The sequence below is a fragment of the Achromobacter sp. UBA5777 genome, assembly GCF_002418565.1.
Taxonomy (GTDB): Bacteria; Pseudomonadota; Gammaproteobacteria; order Burkholderiales; family Burkholderiaceae_B; genus Achromobacter; species Achromobacter animicus.
In genome coordinates this window covers 20,976-41,606 of the sequence record NZ_DIEJ01000194.1, presented here as the reverse complement: position 1 = coordinate 41,606, position 20,631 = coordinate 20,976, and the positions used below count along the sequence as shown (strand labels likewise).

19 protein-coding genes and 1 tRNA gene are annotated in these 20,631 nt (G+C 66.7%); 7 read left to right on the top strand and 13 right to left on the bottom strand.

Translation table 11 applies throughout. The annotated features are described in order from the left end of the window. Positions 1–100: 100 nt before the first annotated feature. From B3446_RS15820 to B3446_RS15775, 10 genes are all read right to left on the bottom strand, one after another. Positions 101–1,231 carry a M20 family metallopeptidase gene (locus B3446_RS15820; protein ID WP_291383228.1) on the bottom strand — a complete coding sequence of 377 codons (1,131 nt, stop codon included), beginning with the start codon at positions 1,229–1,231 and terminating at the stop codon, positions 101–103. A 34-nt stretch (positions 1,232–1,265) separates the two neighbouring features. After that, positions 1,266–2,171 carry an alpha/beta hydrolase gene (locus B3446_RS15815; protein WP_291383226.1) on the bottom strand — a complete coding sequence of 302 codons (906 nt, stop codon included), beginning with the start codon at positions 2,169–2,171 and terminating at the stop codon, positions 1,266–1,268. Next, positions 2,171–3,181, bottom strand: a complete 1,011-nt coding sequence (locus B3446_RS15810; protein ID WP_175125109.1) for an ABC transporter ATP-binding protein — start codon at positions 3,179–3,181, stop codon at positions 2,171–2,173. The genes B3446_RS15815 and B3446_RS15810 overlap by 1 nt, the downstream gene beginning before the upstream one ends. Before the next feature lie 3 nt (positions 3,182–3,184). After that, positions 3,185–4,162, bottom strand: coding sequence for an ABC transporter ATP-binding protein (locus tag B3446_RS15805; protein WP_191576469.1), 978 nt, complete (start codon positions 4,160–4,162; stop codon positions 3,185–3,187). Continuing rightward, positions 4,159–5,079 (bottom strand): ABC transporter permease, encoded by a 921-nt coding sequence (locus B3446_RS15800; protein WP_191576470.1) that lies wholly within the window; start codon positions 5,077–5,079, stop codon positions 4,159–4,161. The genes B3446_RS15805 and B3446_RS15800 overlap by 4 nt, the downstream gene beginning before the upstream one ends. A gap of 6 nt (positions 5,080–5,085) precedes the next feature. After that, positions 5,086–6,063, bottom strand: coding sequence for an ABC transporter permease (locus B3446_RS15795; protein WP_175139461.1), 978 nt, complete (start codon positions 6,061–6,063; stop codon positions 5,086–5,088). Positions 6,064–6,123: 60 nt separating this feature from the next. Next, on the bottom strand, positions 6,124–7,107 hold the full coding sequence (locus tag B3446_RS15790) for a succinylglutamate desuccinylase/aspartoacylase domain-containing protein (RefSeq protein WP_291383221.1): 984 nt from the start codon (positions 7,105–7,107) through the stop codon (positions 6,124–6,126). Positions 7,108–7,240: 133 nt separating this feature from the next. Beyond that, positions 7,241–8,854: an ABC transporter substrate-binding protein gene (locus B3446_RS15785; protein ID WP_175125113.1), complete on the bottom strand. Its 1,614-nt coding sequence runs from the start codon at positions 8,852–8,854 to the stop codon at positions 7,241–7,243. Between the two features lie 375 nt (positions 8,855–9,229). Next, positions 9,230–9,463, bottom strand: coding sequence for a hypothetical protein (locus B3446_RS15780; protein WP_008161006.1), 234 nt, complete (start codon positions 9,461–9,463; stop codon positions 9,230–9,232). 121 nt (positions 9,464–9,584) lie between these two features. Then, the gene (locus B3446_RS15775; protein WP_291383217.1) at positions 9,585–10,433 is read right to left on the bottom strand and encodes an NAD(P)H-hydrate dehydratase; all 849 of its coding nucleotides are present in this window, start codon (positions 10,431–10,433) and stop codon (positions 9,585–9,587) included. A gap of 119 nt (positions 10,434–10,552) precedes the next feature. On the opposite strand from B3446_RS15775, the gene B3446_RS15770 reads away from it, so the two are divergent. Next, complete coding sequence (locus B3446_RS15770) at positions 10,553–11,386, top strand: enoyl-CoA hydratase/isomerase family protein (RefSeq protein ID WP_105237137.1); 834 nt, start codon at positions 10,553–10,555, stop codon at positions 11,384–11,386. Positions 11,387–11,390: 4 nt separating this feature from the next. On the opposite strand, the gene B3446_RS15765 is transcribed toward B3446_RS15770, so the two are convergent. Beyond that, complete coding sequence (locus B3446_RS15765; protein ID WP_105237138.1) at positions 11,391–12,128, bottom strand: enoyl-CoA hydratase-related protein; 738 nt, start codon at positions 12,126–12,128, stop codon at positions 11,391–11,393. Next, the gene (locus tag B3446_RS15760) at positions 12,125–13,096 is read right to left on the bottom strand and encodes an NAD(P)H-dependent flavin oxidoreductase (RefSeq protein WP_291383214.1); all 972 of its coding nucleotides are present in this window, start codon (positions 13,094–13,096) and stop codon (positions 12,125–12,127) included. The genes B3446_RS15765 and B3446_RS15760 overlap by 4 nt, the downstream gene beginning before the upstream one ends. 155 nt (positions 13,097–13,251) lie before the next feature. Here B3446_RS15760 and B3446_RS15755 point away from each other — a divergent pair, with 155 nt between their 5' ends. The 4 genes from B3446_RS15755 (at position 13,252) to B3446_RS15740 (ending at position 18,099) form a co-directional block, all read left to right on the top strand. After that, positions 13,252–13,875: a TetR/AcrR family transcriptional regulator gene (locus B3446_RS15755; RefSeq protein ID WP_291383212.1), complete on the top strand. Its 624-nt coding sequence runs from the start codon at positions 13,252–13,254 to the stop codon at positions 13,873–13,875. Positions 13,876–13,927: 52 nt separating this feature from the next. Then, a complete protein-coding gene (locus B3446_RS15750; RefSeq protein ID WP_191579570.1) occupies positions 13,928–15,076 on the top strand; it encodes an acyl-CoA dehydrogenase family protein in 1,149 nt (382 codons plus the stop codon). A gap of 177 nt (positions 15,077–15,253) precedes the next feature. Continuing rightward, positions 15,254–16,483: a CaiB/BaiF CoA transferase family protein gene (locus B3446_RS15745; RefSeq protein ID WP_105237142.1), complete on the top strand. Its 1,230-nt coding sequence runs from the start codon at positions 15,254–15,256 to the stop codon at positions 16,481–16,483. Positions 16,484–16,572: 89 nt separating this feature from the next. After that, positions 16,573–18,099, top strand: coding sequence for a 3-hydroxyacyl-CoA dehydrogenase (locus tag B3446_RS15740; RefSeq protein WP_291383208.1), 1,527 nt, complete (start codon positions 16,573–16,575; stop codon positions 18,097–18,099). Positions 18,100–18,212: 113 nt separating this feature from the next. On the opposite strand, the gene B3446_RS15735 is transcribed toward B3446_RS15740, so the two are convergent. Continuing rightward, positions 18,213–19,121 (bottom strand): c-type cytochrome, encoded by a 909-nt coding sequence (locus B3446_RS15735; RefSeq protein WP_291383206.1) that lies wholly within the window; start codon positions 19,119–19,121, stop codon positions 18,213–18,215. A gap of 231 nt (positions 19,122–19,352) precedes the next feature. Between B3446_RS15735 and B3446_RS15730 the strand changes: the two genes are divergently transcribed. Both B3446_RS15730 and B3446_RS15725 read left to right on the top strand, forming a co-directional pair. Then, a tRNA-Arg gene (locus B3446_RS15730) sits at positions 19,353–19,427 on the top strand. Positions 19,428–19,718: 291 nt separating this feature from the next. After that, on the top strand, positions 19,719–20,630 hold the full coding sequence (locus B3446_RS15725) for a LysR family transcriptional regulator (protein WP_291383204.1): 912 nt from the start codon (positions 19,719–19,721) through the stop codon (positions 20,628–20,630). The last annotated feature ends 1 nt before the right edge of the window (position 20,631 follow it).

The following is a 20,631-nucleotide window of genomic DNA, read 5'->3' as shown; positions in this document are numbered from 1 at the left end:
CGTGCCGGACGTCTTAAGAACTCAACCACCCGGCCGCCACCGTGCCGGACGCCTCAAGAACTCAACTCTTCGCGCAACAAAAACGCGAAAAACCAAACCCTTAAGCCAGATCCCGCAGCAGCAATTCCCAAAACTTCAACCGCTGCTCCAACGTAGACACCAGCACATACTCATTCAACGTATGTGCGCCATCTCCATCAGCTCCCAACCCATCCAGCGTCGGAATGCCCATTGCCGACGTGAAGTTGGCATCGCTGCCGCCACCCGTCATCGGCGCATCTTCAAGCAAGAAGCCCGCGCGATCCGCAAACCCCTGCACCAAGGCCAGCAACGCAGTCGCCGCCTCCGTCTTCACCATCGGCGGACGGTTCAGTTCCACGTCGATGTCCAGTTCAACGTCCGGACCCACTGCACACAGTTCACGCATCCGGCGCAGCACGTCTTCCGCGGCGCCCATGTCAGGCACCCGGAAATCCACCACGCAGCGGCACAGCGCCGGAACCGTGTTGGTGACCGTGCCGCCCGCGATAGTCCCCACGCTGACCGTGATGCCACGGTCGTAGTCCGTCATTGCTTCCAGCGCCAGCACCTGGTGCGCCATTTCGCGGATCGCGCTGCGGCCCTTCTCGTGTTGCATGCCAGCGTGGGCCGGGCGGCCCTTCACGTTCAGGTTCAGCATGCCCGTGCCCTTGCGTGCCGTCACGCACTTGCCGCCGTTGGGGCGGGCCGGTTCGCAGACCAGCGCGTACTTGGCATTGGCGGCGAAGCGTTCGATGTGCGCGCGCGACGCGTGGCTGCCCGTTTCTTCGTCGGGCACCACCAGGAAGTCCACCGGCAGTTGCGTCGCACCCGGACGCGCCACGCCGGCCAACGCCGTCAGCGCCAGGTAGATGCCCGCCTTCATGTCATAGCTGCCCGGGCCGTAGAGACGGTCGCCGTCGATGCGCACCGGATTTTCCAGCAGCGTGCCCACCGGGTGCACCGTATCCATGTGCGCCAGGATCAGGATGCCCGGACGCGTATCGCCCGGCGCGCGGTTGGTCGCGTACAGCAGCGGCCCCGTCGTGGGGCCCAGCGACGACAGCTCAACGGTCAGGCCGGCCGCAGCCGCGTAGTCGGCGATGATGCGCGCCATCGCGGCGATGCCTTCTGGGAAGTTCGACGGCGACTCGCATTGCAGCCAGCTTTGAATGCCGGCGACGATCTGTTCAGTGCTCTGGGTGTTGGACATGGCGGTATCGGGTTTCAGCGATGGGTAAAGGGGTTCAGGCGACCTGCTGGCCGGCCAGGCGGGCGAGTTCGGCGTCGTCGGGCATCTTGCCATCGAACCACAGGCTCGCGCAGACGGCCGACATCGCGCGGCCGTCATGGCCGATGCCCGGCACCACCTGCAGCTTCCAGCCAAACGGCACGCCGCGGCGCTCGGCTTCCTTGCGGCCGAATTCGAAGTAATTTTGCGCGCGGGCAAAGCGGTGCGGGCCCTGGCGCATTGCCGCGGGTTCGGACGGCAGGTTGGGGTCGTTGGTCTCGATGTCCTTGTCGCCTGCCAGGATCGTCATCGGATAGGCCAGCAGCTTCACCAGATGGTCCTCGGTCAGCCCCACGCCGTCCATGCCCTCGGGATAGGGATAGTCGAACGTCGGCAGCGTGTACCAGCCCGGATTGCCCGCCGTCACCGCCTTGAAGGGCGCGTGCGGCTGGCTGCTCATCAGGCGGTGGACGAACTGGCCGCCCGCGCTGTGGCCGAACAGGTGCACGTTCTGCCCGTCGGTGATCTCGCCGGCGATCATGTCCTTGATGACGTTGCCCACCAGCGCATACGTCCAGCCGTCGATGTGACGCGGGTTGCCGCCGGCCGAAAACACGCGGCCGTTGTTGTAGCTCTCAACGCCCGGCCAGATCTCGTTCGAGAACGTCAGCGCCACGATCAGCAGCTTGTGCTTGTCGGCGGCCTCGACCCAGAAATCGCGGTATTCGTCGCCGTTGCGCAGCACGCCGTGCTGCACGATCACCACCGGGCGGTCCGGCGTGTAGCCGTAGGGGCGATAGGTCTGCAGCTTGAACGGACGGTCGTAGTTGCGGTCCTCGTCCACGTACAGGATCGCGTTGCGGCCCGCATGGCCCATTTCGATGGCGATGCGGTCCACGTTGGACATATCGGAAGGTTTCATCAGGCGCTCGCTTCGTTCAGGTGGCAGGCCGACCAGTGGCCCGCCGAGATTTCTTTCAGGGCCGGCGCCACTTCACGGCAGCGCGGCATCGCGTGGGGACAGCGGGGATTGAACGTGCAGCCGGACGGCGGATTCAGCGGCGACGGAATCTCGCCCTTGATCGGCGTGAACTTGCGGCCACGGCGCGCCACGTCCGGCACTTCGGCCATCAGCGCCTGCGTGTACGGGTGATTGGCGCGGGCAAAGATTTCGGCCGACGTCGAGATCTCCACGATCTTACCCAGATACATGATCGCGACGCGGTCAGAGATGTGCTTGACCACACCCAGGTCATGGCTGATGAACAGGTACGTGAAACCGTGCTGTTCGCGCAGGTCCATGAACAGGTTGATCACCTGCGCCTGGATCGACACGTCCAGCGCCGCCACCGGTTCATCACAGACCAGGAACTTGGGCGCCACCATCAGCGCGCGGGCGATGCCGATGCGCTGGCGCTGGCCGCCCGAGATCTGGTGCGGGAAGCGGTCGCGGTATTCGGTGGCCAGACCCACTTCCGTGAGCGCCTGGTCGACGCGGGCGGGGATCTCCGCCGGGGGCGCCAGTTTGTGAACCTTCAGCGATTCGCCCAGGATCTGCCGCAGGCGCTGGCGCGGGTTCAGCGAGGCCTGCGGATCCTGGAAGATCATCTGCACGCCCAGCGTGTACGCCAGCTTGTCGGCGCCGCGCAGGCGGTTGGCGTCCAGGCCCTGGTACAGCAGCTCGCCTTCGGTCTGCCGATGCAGGCCGGCGACGACGCGTCCCAGCGTGGACTTGCCGCAACCGGACTCGCCCACCAGGCCCACGACTTCGCCGCGCTTGATGGACAGGTCCACGCCGTTCACTGCATACACGGTGCGGCGGTCGATGGGGCGGCCGGTCAGGGCGAGGATGCGTTGGGCCAGGTCAGGCCGCTGCTCGAAGCGCTTGTGGACGTTCTTGAGCTCGATGACGGGGGTATCGGCTTGGCTCATTGCTTACTGTGCCTCGCGGGCAATCGGCACGTAACAGCGATAGCTGCGCGAACCTTCGGTGGTGACGGAGGGGGCCTGCTCGGTGCAGCGCGTGACCGCGTTGATGCAGCGCGGCCGGAACGCACAGCCCGACGGACGGCCCGCCAGACTGGGCGCCATGCCGTTGATCTGGTGCAGGCGCGCGCCCGGCTGCGTGGCGCCGGGCATCGAGTCCAGAAGGCCCTTGGTATAGGGGTGGCGCGGCGCATCCAGCACCTGTTCGACCGGACCGCTTTCCACGATACGGCCGGCATACATCACAGCCACGCGGTCCGCTAGTTCGGCCACCACGCCCAGGTCGTGGGTAATCCAGATCAGCGCCGTATTGTGCTCGCGGCAGATCTGCTGCATGCGGTACAGGATCTGGCCCTGGATGGTGACGTCCAGCGCGGTCGTGGGTTCGTCGCAGATGATCAGGTCGGGTTTGTTCAGCATCGCAATGGCGATCGCCACGCGCTGACGCATGCCGCCCGAGAATTCGTGCGGATAGCTCTTCAGGCGCTTTTCCGGCGACGGAATGCCGACCATGGCCAGCGCCTCGCGGCAGCGTTCCTCGGCCTGGGCGCGCGGCACGTCCTCGTGCGTCAGGATGGCTTCCATCATCTGCTCGCCGATGCGCAGCACCGGATTAAGCGTCATCAGCGGGTCCTGGAAGATCATGGCGATGCGGTTGCCGCGCAACTGGCGCATCTGTTCTTCGGACAGCTTGCGCAGGTCCGTGCCCTTGAACTTCACTTCGCCGTCGACGACTTCGCCCGGCGGGTCGATGAGGCCCAGCAGCGAAAAGCCCGTGACCGACTTGCCCGAACCGGACTCGCCCACCAGGCCCACGATCTCGCCACGGCGCACGGTCAGGTCGACACCGTCGACCGCCAGCCACGCGCCGGCCTCGGTATGGAATGCAGTGCGCAGGCCGCGCACATCAAGAAGAATGTCGCTCATGCTCGGCGGGGGTCCAGGGCTTCACGCAGGCGGTCGCCCACGATGTTGATGGAGAGGATCAGCACCAGGAGCGCAATGCCCGGGAACAGGCTGATCCAGTAGTCGCCCGACAGCAGGTACTGGAAGCCGTTGGAGATCAGCAGGCCCAGCGACGGTTCAGTGATCGGCACGCCCACGCCCAGGAACGACAGCGTCGCTTCCAGCGCGATGGCGGTGGCGATCTGGATGGTGGCGAACACCATCACCGGACCCAGGCAGTTGGGCAACAGGTGATAGAGCATGATGCGCCACGCCGGAAAACCCAGATTGGCCGCGGCCTCCACGTATTCCTTACGGCGTTCCTGCAGGGCGCGGCTGCGCATGATGCGCGCGTAGTGGCCCCATTGCACCAGGACCAGCGCCAGGATCACCTTGTCGACCCCCCGGCCCAGCACCACCAGCAGCACCAGCGCCACCAGAATGGTCGGAAAGCCCAGGATGAAGTCGACGATGCGCATCAGCACGGTGTCGACCCAGCCGCCGATGTAGGCGGCCACCAGGCCAATCGCGCCGCCGATGGCGGTTGCCAGCACGACGGCGGACAGGCCCACCATGAGGCTGATGCGCAGGCCATACAGGATGGCGCTGAGCATGTCGCGGCCCTGGTCGTCGGTGCCCAGCCAGGCGATGCTGCCGTCCATCAGCGCCTGGCGCGGGGCCAGGCGTCCGTCCATGAGCGACAGGTTGGCCAGGTCATACGGATTCTGCGGCGCGAAGAACGGCGCGAAGACCACCAGGATGATCAGGACGGCCAGCGCGATGACCGAGCCGCGCACCGTGGGGCGCGCATGCAGTTTTTTCAGAATGGCGGCGCGCCGGGGCGTCTCGGCCAGAGGCTGGACGGTGCGGGTGCGGCCGGAATTGGGAGAGTTAGCCATGGCGGTTCAATGAGCGGGGGCCACGAGCTGCACGCGCGGGTCGAGCGCGGCGTACAGGATGTCGACAACCAGGTTGATGATGACGAAGATCAGCGTGACCAGCATCACGTACGCGACGACGACGGGGCGGTCGAGCTGGTAGACGCTGTCGATCAGCAGCTTGCCCATGCCGGGCCACGCGAACACGGTCTCGGTGATGGTCGAGTAGGCGATCAGCGTGCCGAACTCCATGCCGATCACCGTGACGACCGGGATCAGGATGTTGCGCAGGATATGGCGGCGCACGATGCGGCCGGGCTTGACGCCCTTGGCGCGCGCGAACTTCACGTAGTCCTGGCTGCGGGCTTCCACCACGCCGGAGGCCGTCAGGCGCAGCACCAGGGCGATGTTGGCCAGCGCCAGGTTGATGGCGGGCATGATCAGGTGCGACCAGCCGTCGGCGGTGAGAATGGACAGGCGCACGCCCAGCACGGTCACCGTGTCGCCGCGGCCGGTGGCGGGCAGCCAGCCCAGCCAGACGGCGAACAGCAGGATCAGCATCATGCCCTGCCAGAAGTTCGGCAGCGAAAAGCCCAGCACGGACGAGGCCATGATGCCCCGGCCCACGTACTCATCGCGGTACAGACCGGCGATCAGGCCGAGCGGAATGCCGATCACACAGGTCAGCATGATTGCGACGATCACGAGCTCGAACGTGGCCGGAATGCGCTGCACGATCAGCTCGATCGCGGGAATGCCGTGCACGAACGAGGTGCCCAGATCGCCGTGCAGCGCGCGCCACAGGAAGCCTGTGTACTGCTGCCACACGGGCAGATCCAGGCCCAGGCGGGCGATCATCGCCTCGCGCGCGGCCTGGCTGGCTTCGGGGCTGACCAGCAGTTCGATCGGGTCGCCCACGGCATACACCGCGAAGAAGACCACGACCGACACGGCCAGCAGCACGAACAGACTCTGTATCAGTCTGCGTAGGATGAACAAGGCCACGAGATGATTTCCTTGGTGGGCTCAGGGTTGGGGAAAAGCCGGGGGGTTACAGGCGGTTCGTCAGGCAATCGGCTGCGCCAGGCGCACGACGGTGACGCCGGGCCGCAGGTTGGCGGTGGACGGCATGATGAGCACGCAGTTGTCGTACGGGGTGGTGACGGGCTCGCCTTCCGACCAGCCGATGACGGTGCCCGCCTTGGGCAGCATCTCCAGGCCCTTCCAGGCCTCGGCGAAACGGAAGTCGGCGCTCTTGGCGGCGACAGCGTGCGTGACGCGCAGCGCGCGCTGCAGCGGCGCGCCGGGCGCGAACCAGGCGGCGGGGATGTCGCTGCGGTCGACCGTGCCGGCCTGCACCAGAAAGCGCGCCATCTGGTCGGCGGCCACGCCGCGCGCCTCGGGGGCGCCATGGAAACCGCATTCAATCAGCAGGGACCGCGAGCCGTTGTCGCCGGCTTCGCCGAAATGGCCAAAATCGCGCATGCGCACGCCGGCAGCGTGGCCCGCGTCGGCAATGATGGTGGCGGGATTGCCCAATGCCAGCGCCAGATCGATGTTGCGCTGTTCCAGGCCGGTCAGTTGCAGCGGCACGTCGGAATTGCTCATCGAATGGAAGTCGAGCAGCCAGTCCGCCTGTTCCACCCACGGCCGGAGCTCGGCGGCGCGGCGGCGCTCTTGCGTGATGGGCGCGGACAGCTTGTCCTCGCTCCAGACGCGGTTCATGTCTTCGTCCACGAAGCGCGCGGGGGCGTAATTGCGGGCGTCGAAGCGGTCGAAGGCCGCCAGGTTACAGAACGCCAGCGTCAGCGTGCCGCGGCGCGGGCGCAGGCCGGCGGCAAGCAGGTCCTTCAGCGCCCAGGCGCCGCACAGCTCGTTGCCGTGGATCAGCGCGCTCAGCATCACCCGTTTGCCAGGCGCGCCGGAATCGAAATGCCAGACGCCGGGCGTGTCGGTGTTGCCCACGCGCTCGGCCGACAGGTCCGGACAGGCCAACAGGAAAGGACGGGGGGCAGGGGCGGACGAAGACGGGGGCAAAGACGTGGGCATGGCGGTTCCGATGAAGCGAGACGATTGTAGGGGATGGGGCGGGGGGCTCGGGCAAAGCGGGGCGCATTTGCGCCGCTACAAGGCAAAACGGCTGCACGAGGCAGCCGTTTCTTCTTTACTCAGCCCTGCCGGCTCACTTGGCGTCGGGCTTGACCGAGGTGGCCAGGGTGTACTGGTCGCGGCGGCCTTCGTACGAGATGCCCTTGCGGTACGCCCAGATGCTGCTTTCGAAGTGCAGCGGGATCAGCGGCACGTTGTCCAGGGCGATCTGGGTGGATTCCTGCAACAGCTTTTCGCGCTTGGCGGGGTCAACCGTCACGATGGCCTGCTTGTAGACCTTGTCGAAGTCGGCGTTTGAGAAGCCGCCGTAGTTGCTGGTGCCCAGGCTGACGGGGGAATCCAGCGTGGCGACCCACAGCTGGAACAGCGCCGACGCTTCACCCGTTTCCGCCGGCCAGCCGCCCATCGAGAAGCTGAACTCGCGCTTGGCGCGCTTGGGGAAGTAGATGGAGGCGGTCATCGCGTCTACGTTGGTCTTGATGCCGACGCGCGACAGGTACTGGGCGACTGCCTGGGCAACCTGGCCGTCGTTGACGTAACGGTCGTTGGTGGACGACAGCGTCAGTTCAAAGCCGTTCGGGTAGCCGGCTTCGGCCAGCAGCTTCTTGGCGCCTTCCGGGTCGTACTTGATTTCCGGGGCCTTGGGCAGCGCGCCGAACATGCCGTCGGGCATGAACTGGAAGGCCGGAGTCGCCATGCCGTCCATGATGCGGGCGGTGATGGTCTTGCGGTCGATGGCCATGTTGATGGCCTTGCGCACGCGCAGGTCCTGCAGCGGGTTCTTGCCGTCGGCGCTCTTGACGAACGGGCTGGGGTTGCGGCCCACGTCCGGCTGGAAGAACACCAGTCGGGTGGACGGCGTGGCCACAAAGGCGAACTTCGGGTTGTCCTTCAGGCGCGGCAGGTCACGCGCGGCGGGGTTTTCGATCATGTCGAAGTCGCCGGAGAGCAGGCCGGTCAGGCGCGGGCCGGCGGACGGCACCGGCACGAACTTCACTTCCTTCCAGTGCGGCTTCTCGCCCCAGTAGTTCTCGTTGCGGACCAGCTCGATGCCGGTGCCCTTGACGTAGGACTTCAGCATGTAGGGGCCGGTGCCGATGGCGTCCTTGCCGTTGTTGAAGTCCACGACCGTGGGCCAGGCGCCCGTCACGCCGCAACCCTTCTTGGGGTCGTACGTGAGCTTGCCGTGTTCGACGATGCCGTTCCAGATGATCGGCAGCGAGCGGGCCAGTTCGGCCGGCATCAGGGGGAAGGGTTCGCCCGTCTTGATGATGACGGTGTGCGCGTCCGGCGTCTGGACATCGGTGATGCGCTTGGTCATGTCCATGTAGGACTGCGACACGTTGGTTTCGTTGTTCAGCGTCCGGCAGATCGTGAACAGCACGTCTTCGGACGTGAACGGCTTGCCGTTCGAGAACTTGACGTCGTCGCGCAGCTTGAATTCCCAGGTCAGGTCGTCCAGGTTCTTCCAGGAAGTCGCAAGCTGGGGAACCAGCTTCATGTCGGCGCTGCGGCCCACCAGCGAGTTGTAGACGTGCGCGGAGAACGCGTCGTTCTGCGTCATCTTGTGATAGTGGGGATCCGCCGAGGTCGGTTCGGCCGACAGGCCGATCTTCAGCGTCTGGGCTTGGGCGGCTGCCAGGGGAATGGCGGCGGCCACAAGGGCCAGGGTGGTGCGCAACTTCATGGTGACAACTCCGGATGGGGAACGAACCGGATCGTGCAGGCGGCCACGCGCGCCAGGGGACGACTGCGTCGGCCAGGGGGCTTGCGGGGAATTGTCGCCAGGGCACGACGGCAAGGGGCCGATTATCGGTAGGGGGTTCGCGCGCTGTCAATGCGCAGCGGCAATCGGGGCGCTAGGGAAAACGCCGAGAGGGGAAGGGAGAGAGGGCGTCGCGCGGTCCCTCTTGGGACCTGCGCGGCGCGATGGCGCCGGTGAGGGGACGGGCGCCGAAACGTTGCGGCGGGCGCCTGGGGAGGGCCAGGCGGGCGCGGCAACGGCAGCGCGCCAGGCTGAGTCGCGGGAGATTGGTCGCGATTCAGCCTGGCGCGGCTGTTATTACCACTGCGATCCGGAGAAGCGCGAGCTGGCGGCGCGAGCCTTGTTCATCGATTCGTTCACTTCGTCGATGAAGGCAAAGACGGCGGCAACAGCGGCTGCTACGGATTGGCCAGCCTTCTTCAGGCTGGTCAGCGGGTGAGAATTCGGTTGGTTTTCGAGAGCGCCGCGGAGCAGGTCACGCTCCAGCGCGTCGGTCAGGCGGGCAGTGTTGTTCAGGGTCAGTTCGCTCATGGTTTGGCTCCAGTCCGTTTCGTCATGGGGTAAACCATTATAGGGATAACCCTAGGCCAATAGCAATCTCATTTTAGGGGAAACCCTAGTATGTTGTAAAAATGTTTTGGCGGGCTTGGACTTAGCGCGCGTTGCGCAGGGCCCGGGCGGCGTCCGCCAGCTCGCCGGCCGTCAGGCCAATGGGGCCTACGCCCTGGGCGACGAGTGCATCGGCGGCCGCGCCATGCAGCCAGACGGCGCCGAGCACGGCCTGGTCAATCGGCAGCTTCTGGGCAATCAGGGCGCCCAGCATGCCGGCCAATACGTCCCCGGTTCCGGCGGTGGCCAGGCCCGGGTTGCCGGTGGTGTTGACGTGTAAGCCGCCGTCCGGGGCGCACACCACGGTGCCGGCGCCCTTGAGCACCACCCACGACTGAAAACGCCGCGCCAGCTGCCGGGCGGCGGCGGGGCGGTCGCGCTGGATGGTGTCGGTGCCGACGCCCAGCAAACGGGCGGCTTCCGCCGGGTGCGGGGTCAGCACGACGGGGCCCGCGCCCCAGGTCGGCCGGATTTCGCCGCGGGCGAGCAGGTTCAGGCCGTCGGCGTCCAGGACCAGCGGCGCGTGCCGCCGCAGGACGAACAGTTCCGACAGGGCGTTGGCGGCCAGCGCGCCGGTGCCGATCCCGCAGCCGGCGACCCAGGCGGTCACGCCCCAGTCTTCTTCCAGCAGCGAGCGGAAATCGCGCAGCATCAGTTCAGGTTGCAGCGGGTCGCAGGGCAGCGGCAGCGTTTCCTGCACGAAACCCACCAGCACCTTGCCGGCGCCGGTCTTCAGGGCGGCGCGGGCGGCGAGCAGGGCCGCGCCGGTCATGCCGGGACCGCCGCCCACCACGCCCACGGTGCCGAAGCTGCCTTTGTGCGAGTCGTCCGCGCGGGGGGCGAACAGGGCGGGCAACGCGGCGCGGTCAATGGGGACGGCGGGGGTGTTCATGGGGTGAGGCTCCGGAGGGAAATCGTCTTGGCGGGGCGGCCGTATCCACTATAGTGCGCAAAAACGCGGCCGCCTTGGGGCGGGGTGCGAACAACCAAAGACCAGACCCGGAGCAGACAATGACCGACATCACGCTGGAACACTATTCGGCCTACGAATCCCTGAAGCTGCGCCGCCATCCCGGCGGCGTGCTGGAACTGATCATGGGCGCCAAGGGCGGCGCGGCGGGCAAGCTGTCCACGGCCGACGACCGGATGCACCGGGAGCTGGCCGACATCTGGCGCGACATCGACACCGATCCGGACACGCGGGTCGTGGTGATCCGCGGCGAGGGCAAGGGCTTCTCGGGGGGCGGCGACCTGGATCTGGTGCAGCAGATGGCGGACGACTTCGACGTGCGCACCCGCGTCTGGCGCGAGGCGCGCGACCTGGTCTACAACATCATCAATTGCAGCAAGCCGATCGTGTCGGCCATGCACGGCGCGGCGGTGGGGGCGGGGCTGGTGGCCGGCCTCTTGGCCGACATCTCGATCGCGGCGCGCGACGCCCGCATCATCGACGGCCACACCCGGCTGGGCGTCACGGCGGGCGACCACGCCGCCATCGTCTGGCCGCTGCTGTGCGGCATGGCCAAGGCCAAGTACTACCTCATGTTGTGCGAGACCGTGTCTGGCGAGGAAGCCGAACGCATCGGCCTCGTGTCGCTCTGCGTGGACGAGGCCGAGCTGATCGGCAAGGCGTTCGAGGTGGCCAACAAGCTGGCGGCCGGGTCGCAGACGGCGATCCGCTGGACCAAATATTCGCTGAACAACTGGCTGCGCATGGCCGGACCGACCTTCGACACGTCGCTGGCTCTGGAATTCATGGGCTTTGGCGGCCCGGACGTGCGCGAGGGCATCAATTCCCTGCGTGAACGCCGGGCGCCGAACTTCCGGCCCGATTCGCCCTTCTGACGCGTTATTTCTTGAAGAACTTGGCGAACGCCGCCTGCGCCTCTTCGGTTTGCAGGCGGGCGCGGAACTGCTGGGCTTCGTAGTCCAGGGTTTCCTGGATGGCCTGGCGGTCCGCCCGCTTCATCATCGCCTTGGTCAGGCGCAGCGCGGCCGGCGGCTGGCGCGCCAGGTCCGCTGCGGTGGCTTGGGCCGCAGCCAGCGCCTCGCCCTTGGGCGTGACGGACGTGGCCAGGCCCGCGTCCACCGCCTCCTGTGCGGAAAACGCCTTGCCCTGCATCAGCCACTGCGCTGCCCGCCGTCCCACCAGGCGCGGCATCAGCAGGCTGGACGCGCCTTCCGGGCACAGCCCCAGGGCGACAAACGGCATGCGCAGTGTCGCGCCTTCCCCGATGTGCACAAAATCGCAATGCTGCAGCAGCGTCACGCCGATGCCGATCGCGTAGCCCTCGACCGCGGCGATCACCGGCACGTCAGCCGTGGTCAGCGCGCGCAGGAACGTCAGCCCCGCGCTGTCGCCCGCCCCGCGTTCTGCCTGGAAGTCGCGCAGGTCGTTGCCCGCCGTGAAATGTTCGCCCGCGCCCGTCAGGATGACCGCGGAGACCGCCACGTCCGCGCTGGCCAGCGAAATCTGCTCGGTCAGGGCGGCATAGGTGGCGGTGTCCAGCGCGTTGCGGCGGTCCTGGCGATCGATCGTCAGCGTGAGGACGGCGCCGTCGCGCGCCACCTTCAGGCCGGCGCTCATGCGTGCGGTCCCGCAGCCAGGCGGGCCTTTGCCTCGGCGTATTCATGCCGCAGCGTGTCGACGATCTTGCGCGTCGGCTCGACGCTGGCGATGCCGCCCACGCCCTGGCCGGCGCCCCAGATGTCCTTCCAGGGCTTGACGCGGGTCGTGCCGAAATTGGAGGCGCCGGTGTCCGGCGCGGGCAGGTTGGCCGGATCCAGGCCGGCGGCGGCGATGCTGGCCTTCAGGTAGTTGCCCGGAATGCCGGTGAAGAACGGCGTGTACAGGATGTCCGACGCGCTGGCCTCGACGATCGCGGCCTTGTAGCCGTCGCTGGCGTTGGCTTCCTCGCTGGCGATGAAGCGCGTGCCCATGTAGGCGAAGTCCGCGCCCATGGCCTGCGCGGCCAGGACGTGCGCGCCCGAGGTGATGGCGCCCGACAGGATCAGTGGGCCGTCGTAGAAGCGGCGCACTTCAGAGATCAGCGCGAAGGGGCTGAGCGTGCCGGCATGGCCGCCCGCGCCCGCGCACACCAGGATCAGCCCGTCCACGCCCGCTTCCAGCGCCTTTTCCGCGTGCCGGATGGTGGTCACGTCATGGAAGACCTTGCCGCCCCAGTCGTGGACGCCCTTCACGAGGTCGCCGGGGGCGCGCAGGCTGGTGATGATGAGCGGCACCCGGTGGCTGGCGCAGACCGCCAGGTCCTGTTCCAGGCGGTCGTTGGACTGGTGGATGATCTGATTGACGGCAAACGGCGCAACGCGGGCGCCGGGATTGGCCTCGCGGTAGGACGCCAGGCCGGCCTGGACTTCGTCCAGCCAGTCGGTCAGGAGCGTCTGCGGGCGCGCATTCAACGCGGGAAACGACCCCACGATGCCGCTCGTGCACTGCGCGATGACCAGCTTGGGATTGGACACGATGAACATCGGGGCACTGATGACCGGCAGGGACATCTGGCCATACAAATTAGTCACGAGGGGATGGGGCATGGGAGCGTCGTCTCGTTGTAGGTTTTGGAGTATATTAATTACCTACCGACCGTCCGGTAATTAATTAATCTTTATTTAACGGCATGCGCGGAATGGCTGTCAATTGCGGTTCGCCAGAACCCTCCGGCCTCGCGCGGCCCCTGCCAAAGGCGTCCATGGGCATCACCCCCCAACCCGTTCAGAAACGTGCCCGCGCGGGCCGGCCGCCCACCCTGGCCGCCCCGCGCGAACGCATTCTGGAAGAAGCCGCCAAGCTGTTCGCGCGCAGCGGTTACGACGGCAGCTCCATTGCCGACCTGGCCGGCGCGATCGGCGTGTCCAAGGCGGCCATCTATCACTACTACCCCACCAAGCAGGACATCTACGACGCCATCATCCTCGAGGTGCTGGAGGGCCTGACGCACATCGTCGGCCGTGACGTGGCCGGCGCCGAGGACGGCGTGGCCCGCCTGCGCGCTTTCATGGTGGGACATGCCCGCTACTTCGAGCAGCACCACGCCCAGTTCGTGACGATGCTGATCGGGTATTCCGGCATGGCGCTGTCCGAACGCGAAGATGCCGCCCGCCTGCGCGACAGCTACGAGAAGCAGCTGCGCGACGTGATTGCGCAGGGCGTCGCCGAAGGCGCATTCCGCGCGCTGGACGTGGCCGCCACCGGTCGCGCCGTGCTGTCGATGCTGAACTGGATGGTGCGCTGGTACAAGCCAGGCCAGGGCGACAGCGCCGAGTCCATTGCCGACGGCTATTTCGATCTGCTGGTGGGCGGCATGCGCGCCTGAACCGGCGGCCACCCCCATTCTTGACCCATATCCGCTTAAAGAGACCTCCATCATGGCCCTCGACACCGAAACCCTGAATCTCCTGATCGACGCCGTTCGCCGCTTCGTCCACGAACGCCTGATTCCCGCCGAGGACGAACTGGCCGCCAGCGGCGAGGTGCCGCCGGACATCGTCAACGAAATGCGCGACCTGGGCCTGTTCGGCCTGTCGATCTCGCCGGACTTCGGCGGCCTGGGTCTGACGATGGAAGAAGAGGTCCGCGTTGTGTTCGAACTGGGCCAGACCTCGCCCGCCTTCCGCTCGCTGGCCGGCACCAACATCGGCATCGGCTCGCAGGCCATCGTCCTGGCCGGCACCGACGAGCAGCGCGCCAACTATCTGCCCAAGCTTGCGAGCGGCGAGCTCATCGGCTCCTTCGCGCTGACCGAGCCCGATGCGGGGTCCGACGCCATGTCGCTGCGTGTGTCCGCCGAGCGTGACGGCGACTTCTACGTGTTGAACGGCACCAAGCGCTACATCACCAACGCGCCCATCGCCGGCCTGTTCTCCGTGATGGCGCGCACTGCGCCCGAACGCCGCGCCAATTCGATCTCGTGCTTTCTGGTCGAAGCGGGCACGCCGGGCCTCATCATCGGCAAGCCGGACAAGAAGATGGGCCAGGCCGGCGCGCTGACCAGCGACGTCGTGTTCGACAATTGCCGCGTGCCGGCCAGCGCGCTGCTGGGCGGCGAGGAAGGCAATGGCTTCCGGACCTCCATGCGTGTGCTGGACAAGGGCCGCCTGCATATTTCGGCACTGTGCGTCGGCATCGCCGACCGCCTGCTGCGCGACGCCGTGCAATACGCCACCGAACGCAAGCAGTTCGGCCAGCCCATCGCCGAATTCCAGCTCATCCAGGCGATGATCGCCGACAGCCAGGCTGAACTGTATGCGGCGCGCTGCATGGTGCTGGACGCCGCCCGCATGCGCGACCGCGGCGAGAACACCACCATGCAGGCCGCCTGCTGCAAGCTCTTTTCCACCGAAATGGTGGGCCGCGTGGCCGACCGCGCGGTGCAGATCCATGGCGGCGCGGGCTACATGTCCGAGTACGCGGTCGAGCGCTTCTACCGCGACGTGCGCCTGTTCCGCATCTTTGAAGGCACCTCGCAGATCCAGCAGCTTGTGATCGCGCGCGAGACCATCAAGGCCCATTCCTGATCTTTCCGCCGCCAGAGGTCCGGCCAACGCGTTCCAGAGGCTAATATCCAGTCTGACGAATGTTGATCGGAAGGCGGCCCCCGCGGGCCGCCTTCTGGCATGACGGAATCCCAGTCCGCCCGGCGCTTCTCCGCGGGGCCGGAAGTTCTCATTTCCCTTCTAGCGAAAAGATTACCGATGTCGCAACGTCCCGCTCCCCTCACCGGCATACGCGTGCTGGATCTGACCCGCGTGCTGGCGGGCCCCTGGTGCACCCAGAACCTGGCCGACCTCGGCGCCGAGGTGATCAAGATCGAACGGCCCGGCTCGGGCGACGACACGCGCGCCTGGGGGCCTCCGTACCTGAAGGATGAGGCGGGCCACGACACCACGGAGGCCGCGTACTACCTGTCGGCCAACCGCAACAAGATGTCGGTGGCGCTGGACATCGCGTCGCCGCGCGGCGCGGAGCTGGTGCGCGAGCTGGCGCTGCAAAGCGACATCCTGGTGGAAAACTTCAAGGTCGGCGGGCTTTCCAAATACGGCCTGGACTACGAGAGCCTGAAGGAGCTGAACCCGCGCCTGATCTATTGCTCGATCACGGGCTTCGGCCAGACCGGCCCGTACGCCAGCCGTCCTGGCTATGACTTCATGATCCAGGGCATGGGCGGCCTGATGAGCATCACGGGCGAACGCGACGACCTGCCCGGCGGCGGTCCGCAGAAGGCCGGCGTGGCCGTGGCCGACCTGATGACGGGCATGTATTCCACCGTGGGCATCCTGGCCGCGCTGCACGAGCGCGCCCGTAGCGGCCTGGGCCAGCACATCGACATGGCGCTGCTGGATTGCCAGGTCGCCATGATGGCCAATCAGAACCTGAACTTCATGACCTCCGGCGTGGCCCCGCGCCGCGCCGGCAACGCGCACCAGAACCTGGTTCCCTACCAGGTGTTCGCGGCCAGCGATGGTCACCTCATCGTGGCCGTGGGCAACGACAGCCAGTTCCGCAACTACTGCGGCGCGATCGGCCTGCCCGAGCTGTCGGCCGACCCGCGTTTCGCCACCAACCCGCAGCGCGTGAAGAACCGCGAGGAACTCGTGCCGCTGCTGGCCGAGCGCATGGCCACCGGCGAGCGCGACCACTGGCTCGCCGCGCTGGAAGGCGTGGGCGTGCCGGCCGGTCCCATCAACACGCTGGACCAGGTCTACGAAGACCCGCACGTCCTGGCCCGCAACATGAAGCGCGAGCTGCCGCATCCGGCCGCCGGCACCGTGCCCGTGGCCGCCAGCCCGCTGAAGTTTTCCGGCAGCCCGGTCGAGTACCGCCGCGCGCCGCCCATGCTGGGCGAGCACACCGAGCAGGTTCTGTCCGAAAAGCTGGGACTGTCGGCCGAAGAAATCCAGGCGCTGGCGCAAAGCCGGGCCTGATGCGTGCGCGAAGGCGGCCAGGCCGCCTGTCGCGCACGCCGCGCCGCGCCAGGCGCACGATCCATTCCAATACAGGCAGGAGAGAGTTGATGACGGAGATTCAAACCATCGGCGTCGTGGGCGCCGGGGCCATGGGGCGCGGCATCGCGCAGATCGCGGCACAGGCCGGCCTGCGCGTGCGTCTGTACGACACCAGCACCGACGCTATTGCAGCCGCGCGCGAGTCGCTGCGCCAGACCTGGGAGAAGCTGGCCCAGAAGGGCAAGTTGACCGCTGCCGATGCGCAGGCTGCGCTCGAACGCGTCGAATCGGCCACCGCGCTGACCGACATGTCGAACTGCCAGCTCGTGGTCGAGGCCATCGTCGAGCGGTTGGACGTCAAGCGTGATCTTTTCGCCGCGCTGGAAGGCGTGGTGTCCGACGACTGCATTCTGGCGTCCAACACCTCGTCCCTGTCCATCACCGCCATCGCGGCCGCCTGCAAGCGTCCGCAACGCGTGGCCGGCTATCACTTCTTCAACCCTGTTGCGCTGATGAAGGTGGTCGAGGTCATCGACGGCCTGCGCAGCGCGCCGGAAGTAGGCGACGCCCTGGCCGAGCTGGCCCGCCGCATGGGTCACACGCCCGTGCGCGCCAAGGACATGCCGGGCTTCATCGTCAACCACGCCGGCCGCGGCATGAATACCGAAGGCCTGCGCGTGGCGCAGGAGGCTGTGGCCACCTTCGCCCAGGTCGACGCCGTGATGCGCGAGCAGGCGGGCTTTCGCATGGGACCGTTCGAACTGCTGGACCTGACCGCGCTTGACGTCTCGCATCCGGTGATGGAATCCATCTACCGCCAGTTCTTCGACGAGCCGCGCTTTCGCCCGTCGCCGATCACGACCGTGCGCCTGGCCGGTGGCCTGATCGGCCGCAAGGCCGGTGAAGGCTTTTACGTCTACGCCGACGGCCAGAAGCAGGTGCCGGCCGAAGCGGCTGCGCCCGCGCTGCCCGAAGGCCTGAAGGTCTGGGTCAGCCCCAAGCACGGCGAAGGCTACGCCCGCGCGTCCGCGCTGGTTGAAAAGCTGGGCGGCACGCTGGTCACGGGATCGACGCCGGATGCTGATGCGCTGATTATCGTCACGCCGTTCGGTGAAGACGTGTCCACCAGCGTCTCCGCGCAAGGCCTGAACGCGGGCCGCACGGTTGGCCTGGACACGCTGTATGCGTTCGATAACGCAAAGCGCCGCACGATCATGGTCTCGCCCGCCACCGAGGACAAGTGGCGCGACGCCGCCCATGCGCTGCTGGCTGCCGACGGCGTGCCCGTCACGGTGATCGAGGATTCGCCCGGCTTCATCGCGCAACGCATCGTGGCGCACATCGTGAACATCGCCTGCGACATCGCGCAGCAGAAGATCGCCACGCCCGAGGACATCGACCTGGCCGTGACGCTGGGCCTGGGTTACCCGGTGGGCCCGCTGGCTTTGGGCGACAAGCTGGGCGCCGACCGCATTCTGGAAATCCTGAAGAGCATGCAGCGCGTGACGGGCGACACCCGTTACCGTCCCAGCCTGTGGCTGCAGCGCCGCGTGCAGTTGGGCATGTCGCTGGTGAAGACGTCGGCGGCGGACTGATTGCTGGGTGGCGAGGTGTCTGACACCTTTGCCACGCGAAGCCGGGTCACCGGATAAAAAAAGCCCCTTGATGATTCAAGGGGCTTTTTATTGCCTGCGATGCGGGCGGGGTATTACTTGGCGGCGTTCACCATGAACTCCACGGCGGCACGGATGTCGTCTTCCGAGGCGTTGGCGGCGCCGCCCTTGGGAGGCATTGCGCCCTTGCCCGTCATCGCGACCTTGACCATGGCGTCCATGCCGGTCTTGATGTAGGGCTCCCAGGCGGCCTTGTCGCCGAACTTGGGTGCGTTGGCGACGCCCGTGGCGTGGCACGCGAAACAGGCCGTCTTGTAGAGCTGTTCGCCCGCCGGGTTGACGGCGGCGGCCTTTTGCTCGGGGGCAGGAGCGGCGGCAGCCGGTGCTGCGGCGGCGGGCGCGGCAGCAGCGGGGGCGGCAGCAGCAGGAGCCGCCGGTGCAGCGGCTTGCGCGGCCGGTGCGGCTTCGCCTTCCTTCTTGGCGCCGTCTTCAGCGGGGGCTGCCGGTTCCGGCAGCGAGGCGCCGGACTTGTTGGCCATGTAGACCACGGCGCGCGCGACTTCGTAGTCGGACAGGGCCGGGTTGCCGCCCTTGGCGGGCATGCCGCCCTTGCCGTGCAGCGCGACCTTCATCATCTCGTCGTAGCCAGCCTTGATGAACGGCGCCCACGCGGCGTTGTCGCCCAGCTTGGGTGCGCCCGCCACGCCGGCGGTGTGACAGGCCGTACAGACGCTGGCGAAGACCTGTTCGCCGGTCTTGAAGACCTTGGGCGCGTTGGCGTCAACGAGTTCGAAGCCCGCCACGGGCGCGATCCGCCGGGCGACGGCTTCGCCAGACAGGGCGTCCGAGCCGGCGCCGGTCTTGGTGCCGGTGACCACCATGTTCACCAGAAGGATGATGATGGCGATGGGAACCACGAAAGCCAGGACGATCGTGACGATCAGTTGCTTCGGGGTCTTGATGGGGGAGGAGTGCTCTTCTATGTGTTCCTGCTCGTTGCTCATGACCTAATCCTGCTAACGGGTACCGGGGGCGCCTGGCGGCGGCAACAGAAAATCAGAACTGCACAAGTCGGCGGCAACTCATGCCCGCCTGCAAGCAAACGCTGGATTATATAACGGTGTCATGGACGATCGTCCAATGAGAAAGGACGGGTTTTCGATGAGTTTGCCGGAGGATTTGATCCAGTTCATGCAGAACGCGTAAAACTGGGTACAATACCGCCTCCTTGCGCTGCGCCCGTAGTTCAATGGATAGAATGAGAGTTTCCGAAGCTCTTGATACAGGTTCGATTCCTGTCGGGCGCGCCAACTGATTAAAGCAGTGCGTTGTTCCGGGCCCTTCATGGGCCCTTTTTTGTTTTCGCCAATACTGTGGGCGAAGGCCCGTGGACAAAATCGCGCGGGCGCCATCGCGCAGACAATCGCAAGGAACCATCGCGATACACCATCGCAAGGAACCATCGCGATACACCATCGCGAGGGCACAATCGCGAGGGCAGGATCACCGACGATTCCCCATAATCCGCCGCGAAAGAACCTCCGCCAATCATCGTGCCGTCCAAACCCGCCAAAACTCAGACGCATGCCGATCGCCCTTCCATGGGACAGCGCGACGCGGCGCAACAGTTGTCATGGGATGACCTGCGCATCATCAAGACGCTGAGCGACTGCGGCAATCGGTCGATCGCGGCCGAGAAGCTCGGCATCAATGCCTCGACCGTCTCGCGCCGCGTGGCGCACGCTGAAGCCGCGCTGGGCGTCGCGTTGTTCGACCGGCGGCAGGCGGGCTACAAGCTGACGCCTGAGGGCACGGAGCTGCGCGCACTGAGCGAGCGCGTCGAACTCGATGTCGTCAGCGTGGCCCGACGCATTTCCGGCGCCGCGCACGATCCGCAGGGCACGCTGCGCGTGGCCACCAGCGATTCGCTCCTGCTGTATTTCCTAACCCCCATCATTGCTGAATTCAGAGCCGCGCATCCCTCATTGACCGTCGAGGTGCTGGTCGGCAACAGCACACTGGATCTGGCGCGCGACGAATCCGACGTCGCCCTCAGGGCGACGCGGCGCCCGCCCGAGAGCTGGGTGGGACGCAGGCTGGCAGGCATCGCGTGGGCGCCTTACGGCGCTGCGCGGCAATTTCGCCGCAAGACACCCGCCGCGGAACGCCTTTACGAGCTGGATTGGGTGTCGTACGCGGGCGGGCTGTCCGGGCTCAAGGCCGCGCACTATCTTGAAAGCCGTGTCGCGCCATCCCGCATTGCATACCGGTCGGACTCGGTTGCCGCAGTCAGCGCGGGTATCTCGGCCGGCCTGGGCATGGGCTACCTGCCCTGCATGCTGGGCGACGCGATGGCCGATGTGGTGCGCGTCGGTCCCGTCGTGCCCGAGCTTCAGGATGAGCTTTGGCTGCTCACCCATCCTGACATCCGCGGGGCCCGGCGCGTCCAGGCTTTCATGCGCTTTTGCGCAGCGGCCGTGGCCAAGCAGAAGGCGTTGATCGAGGGCCGCTAGG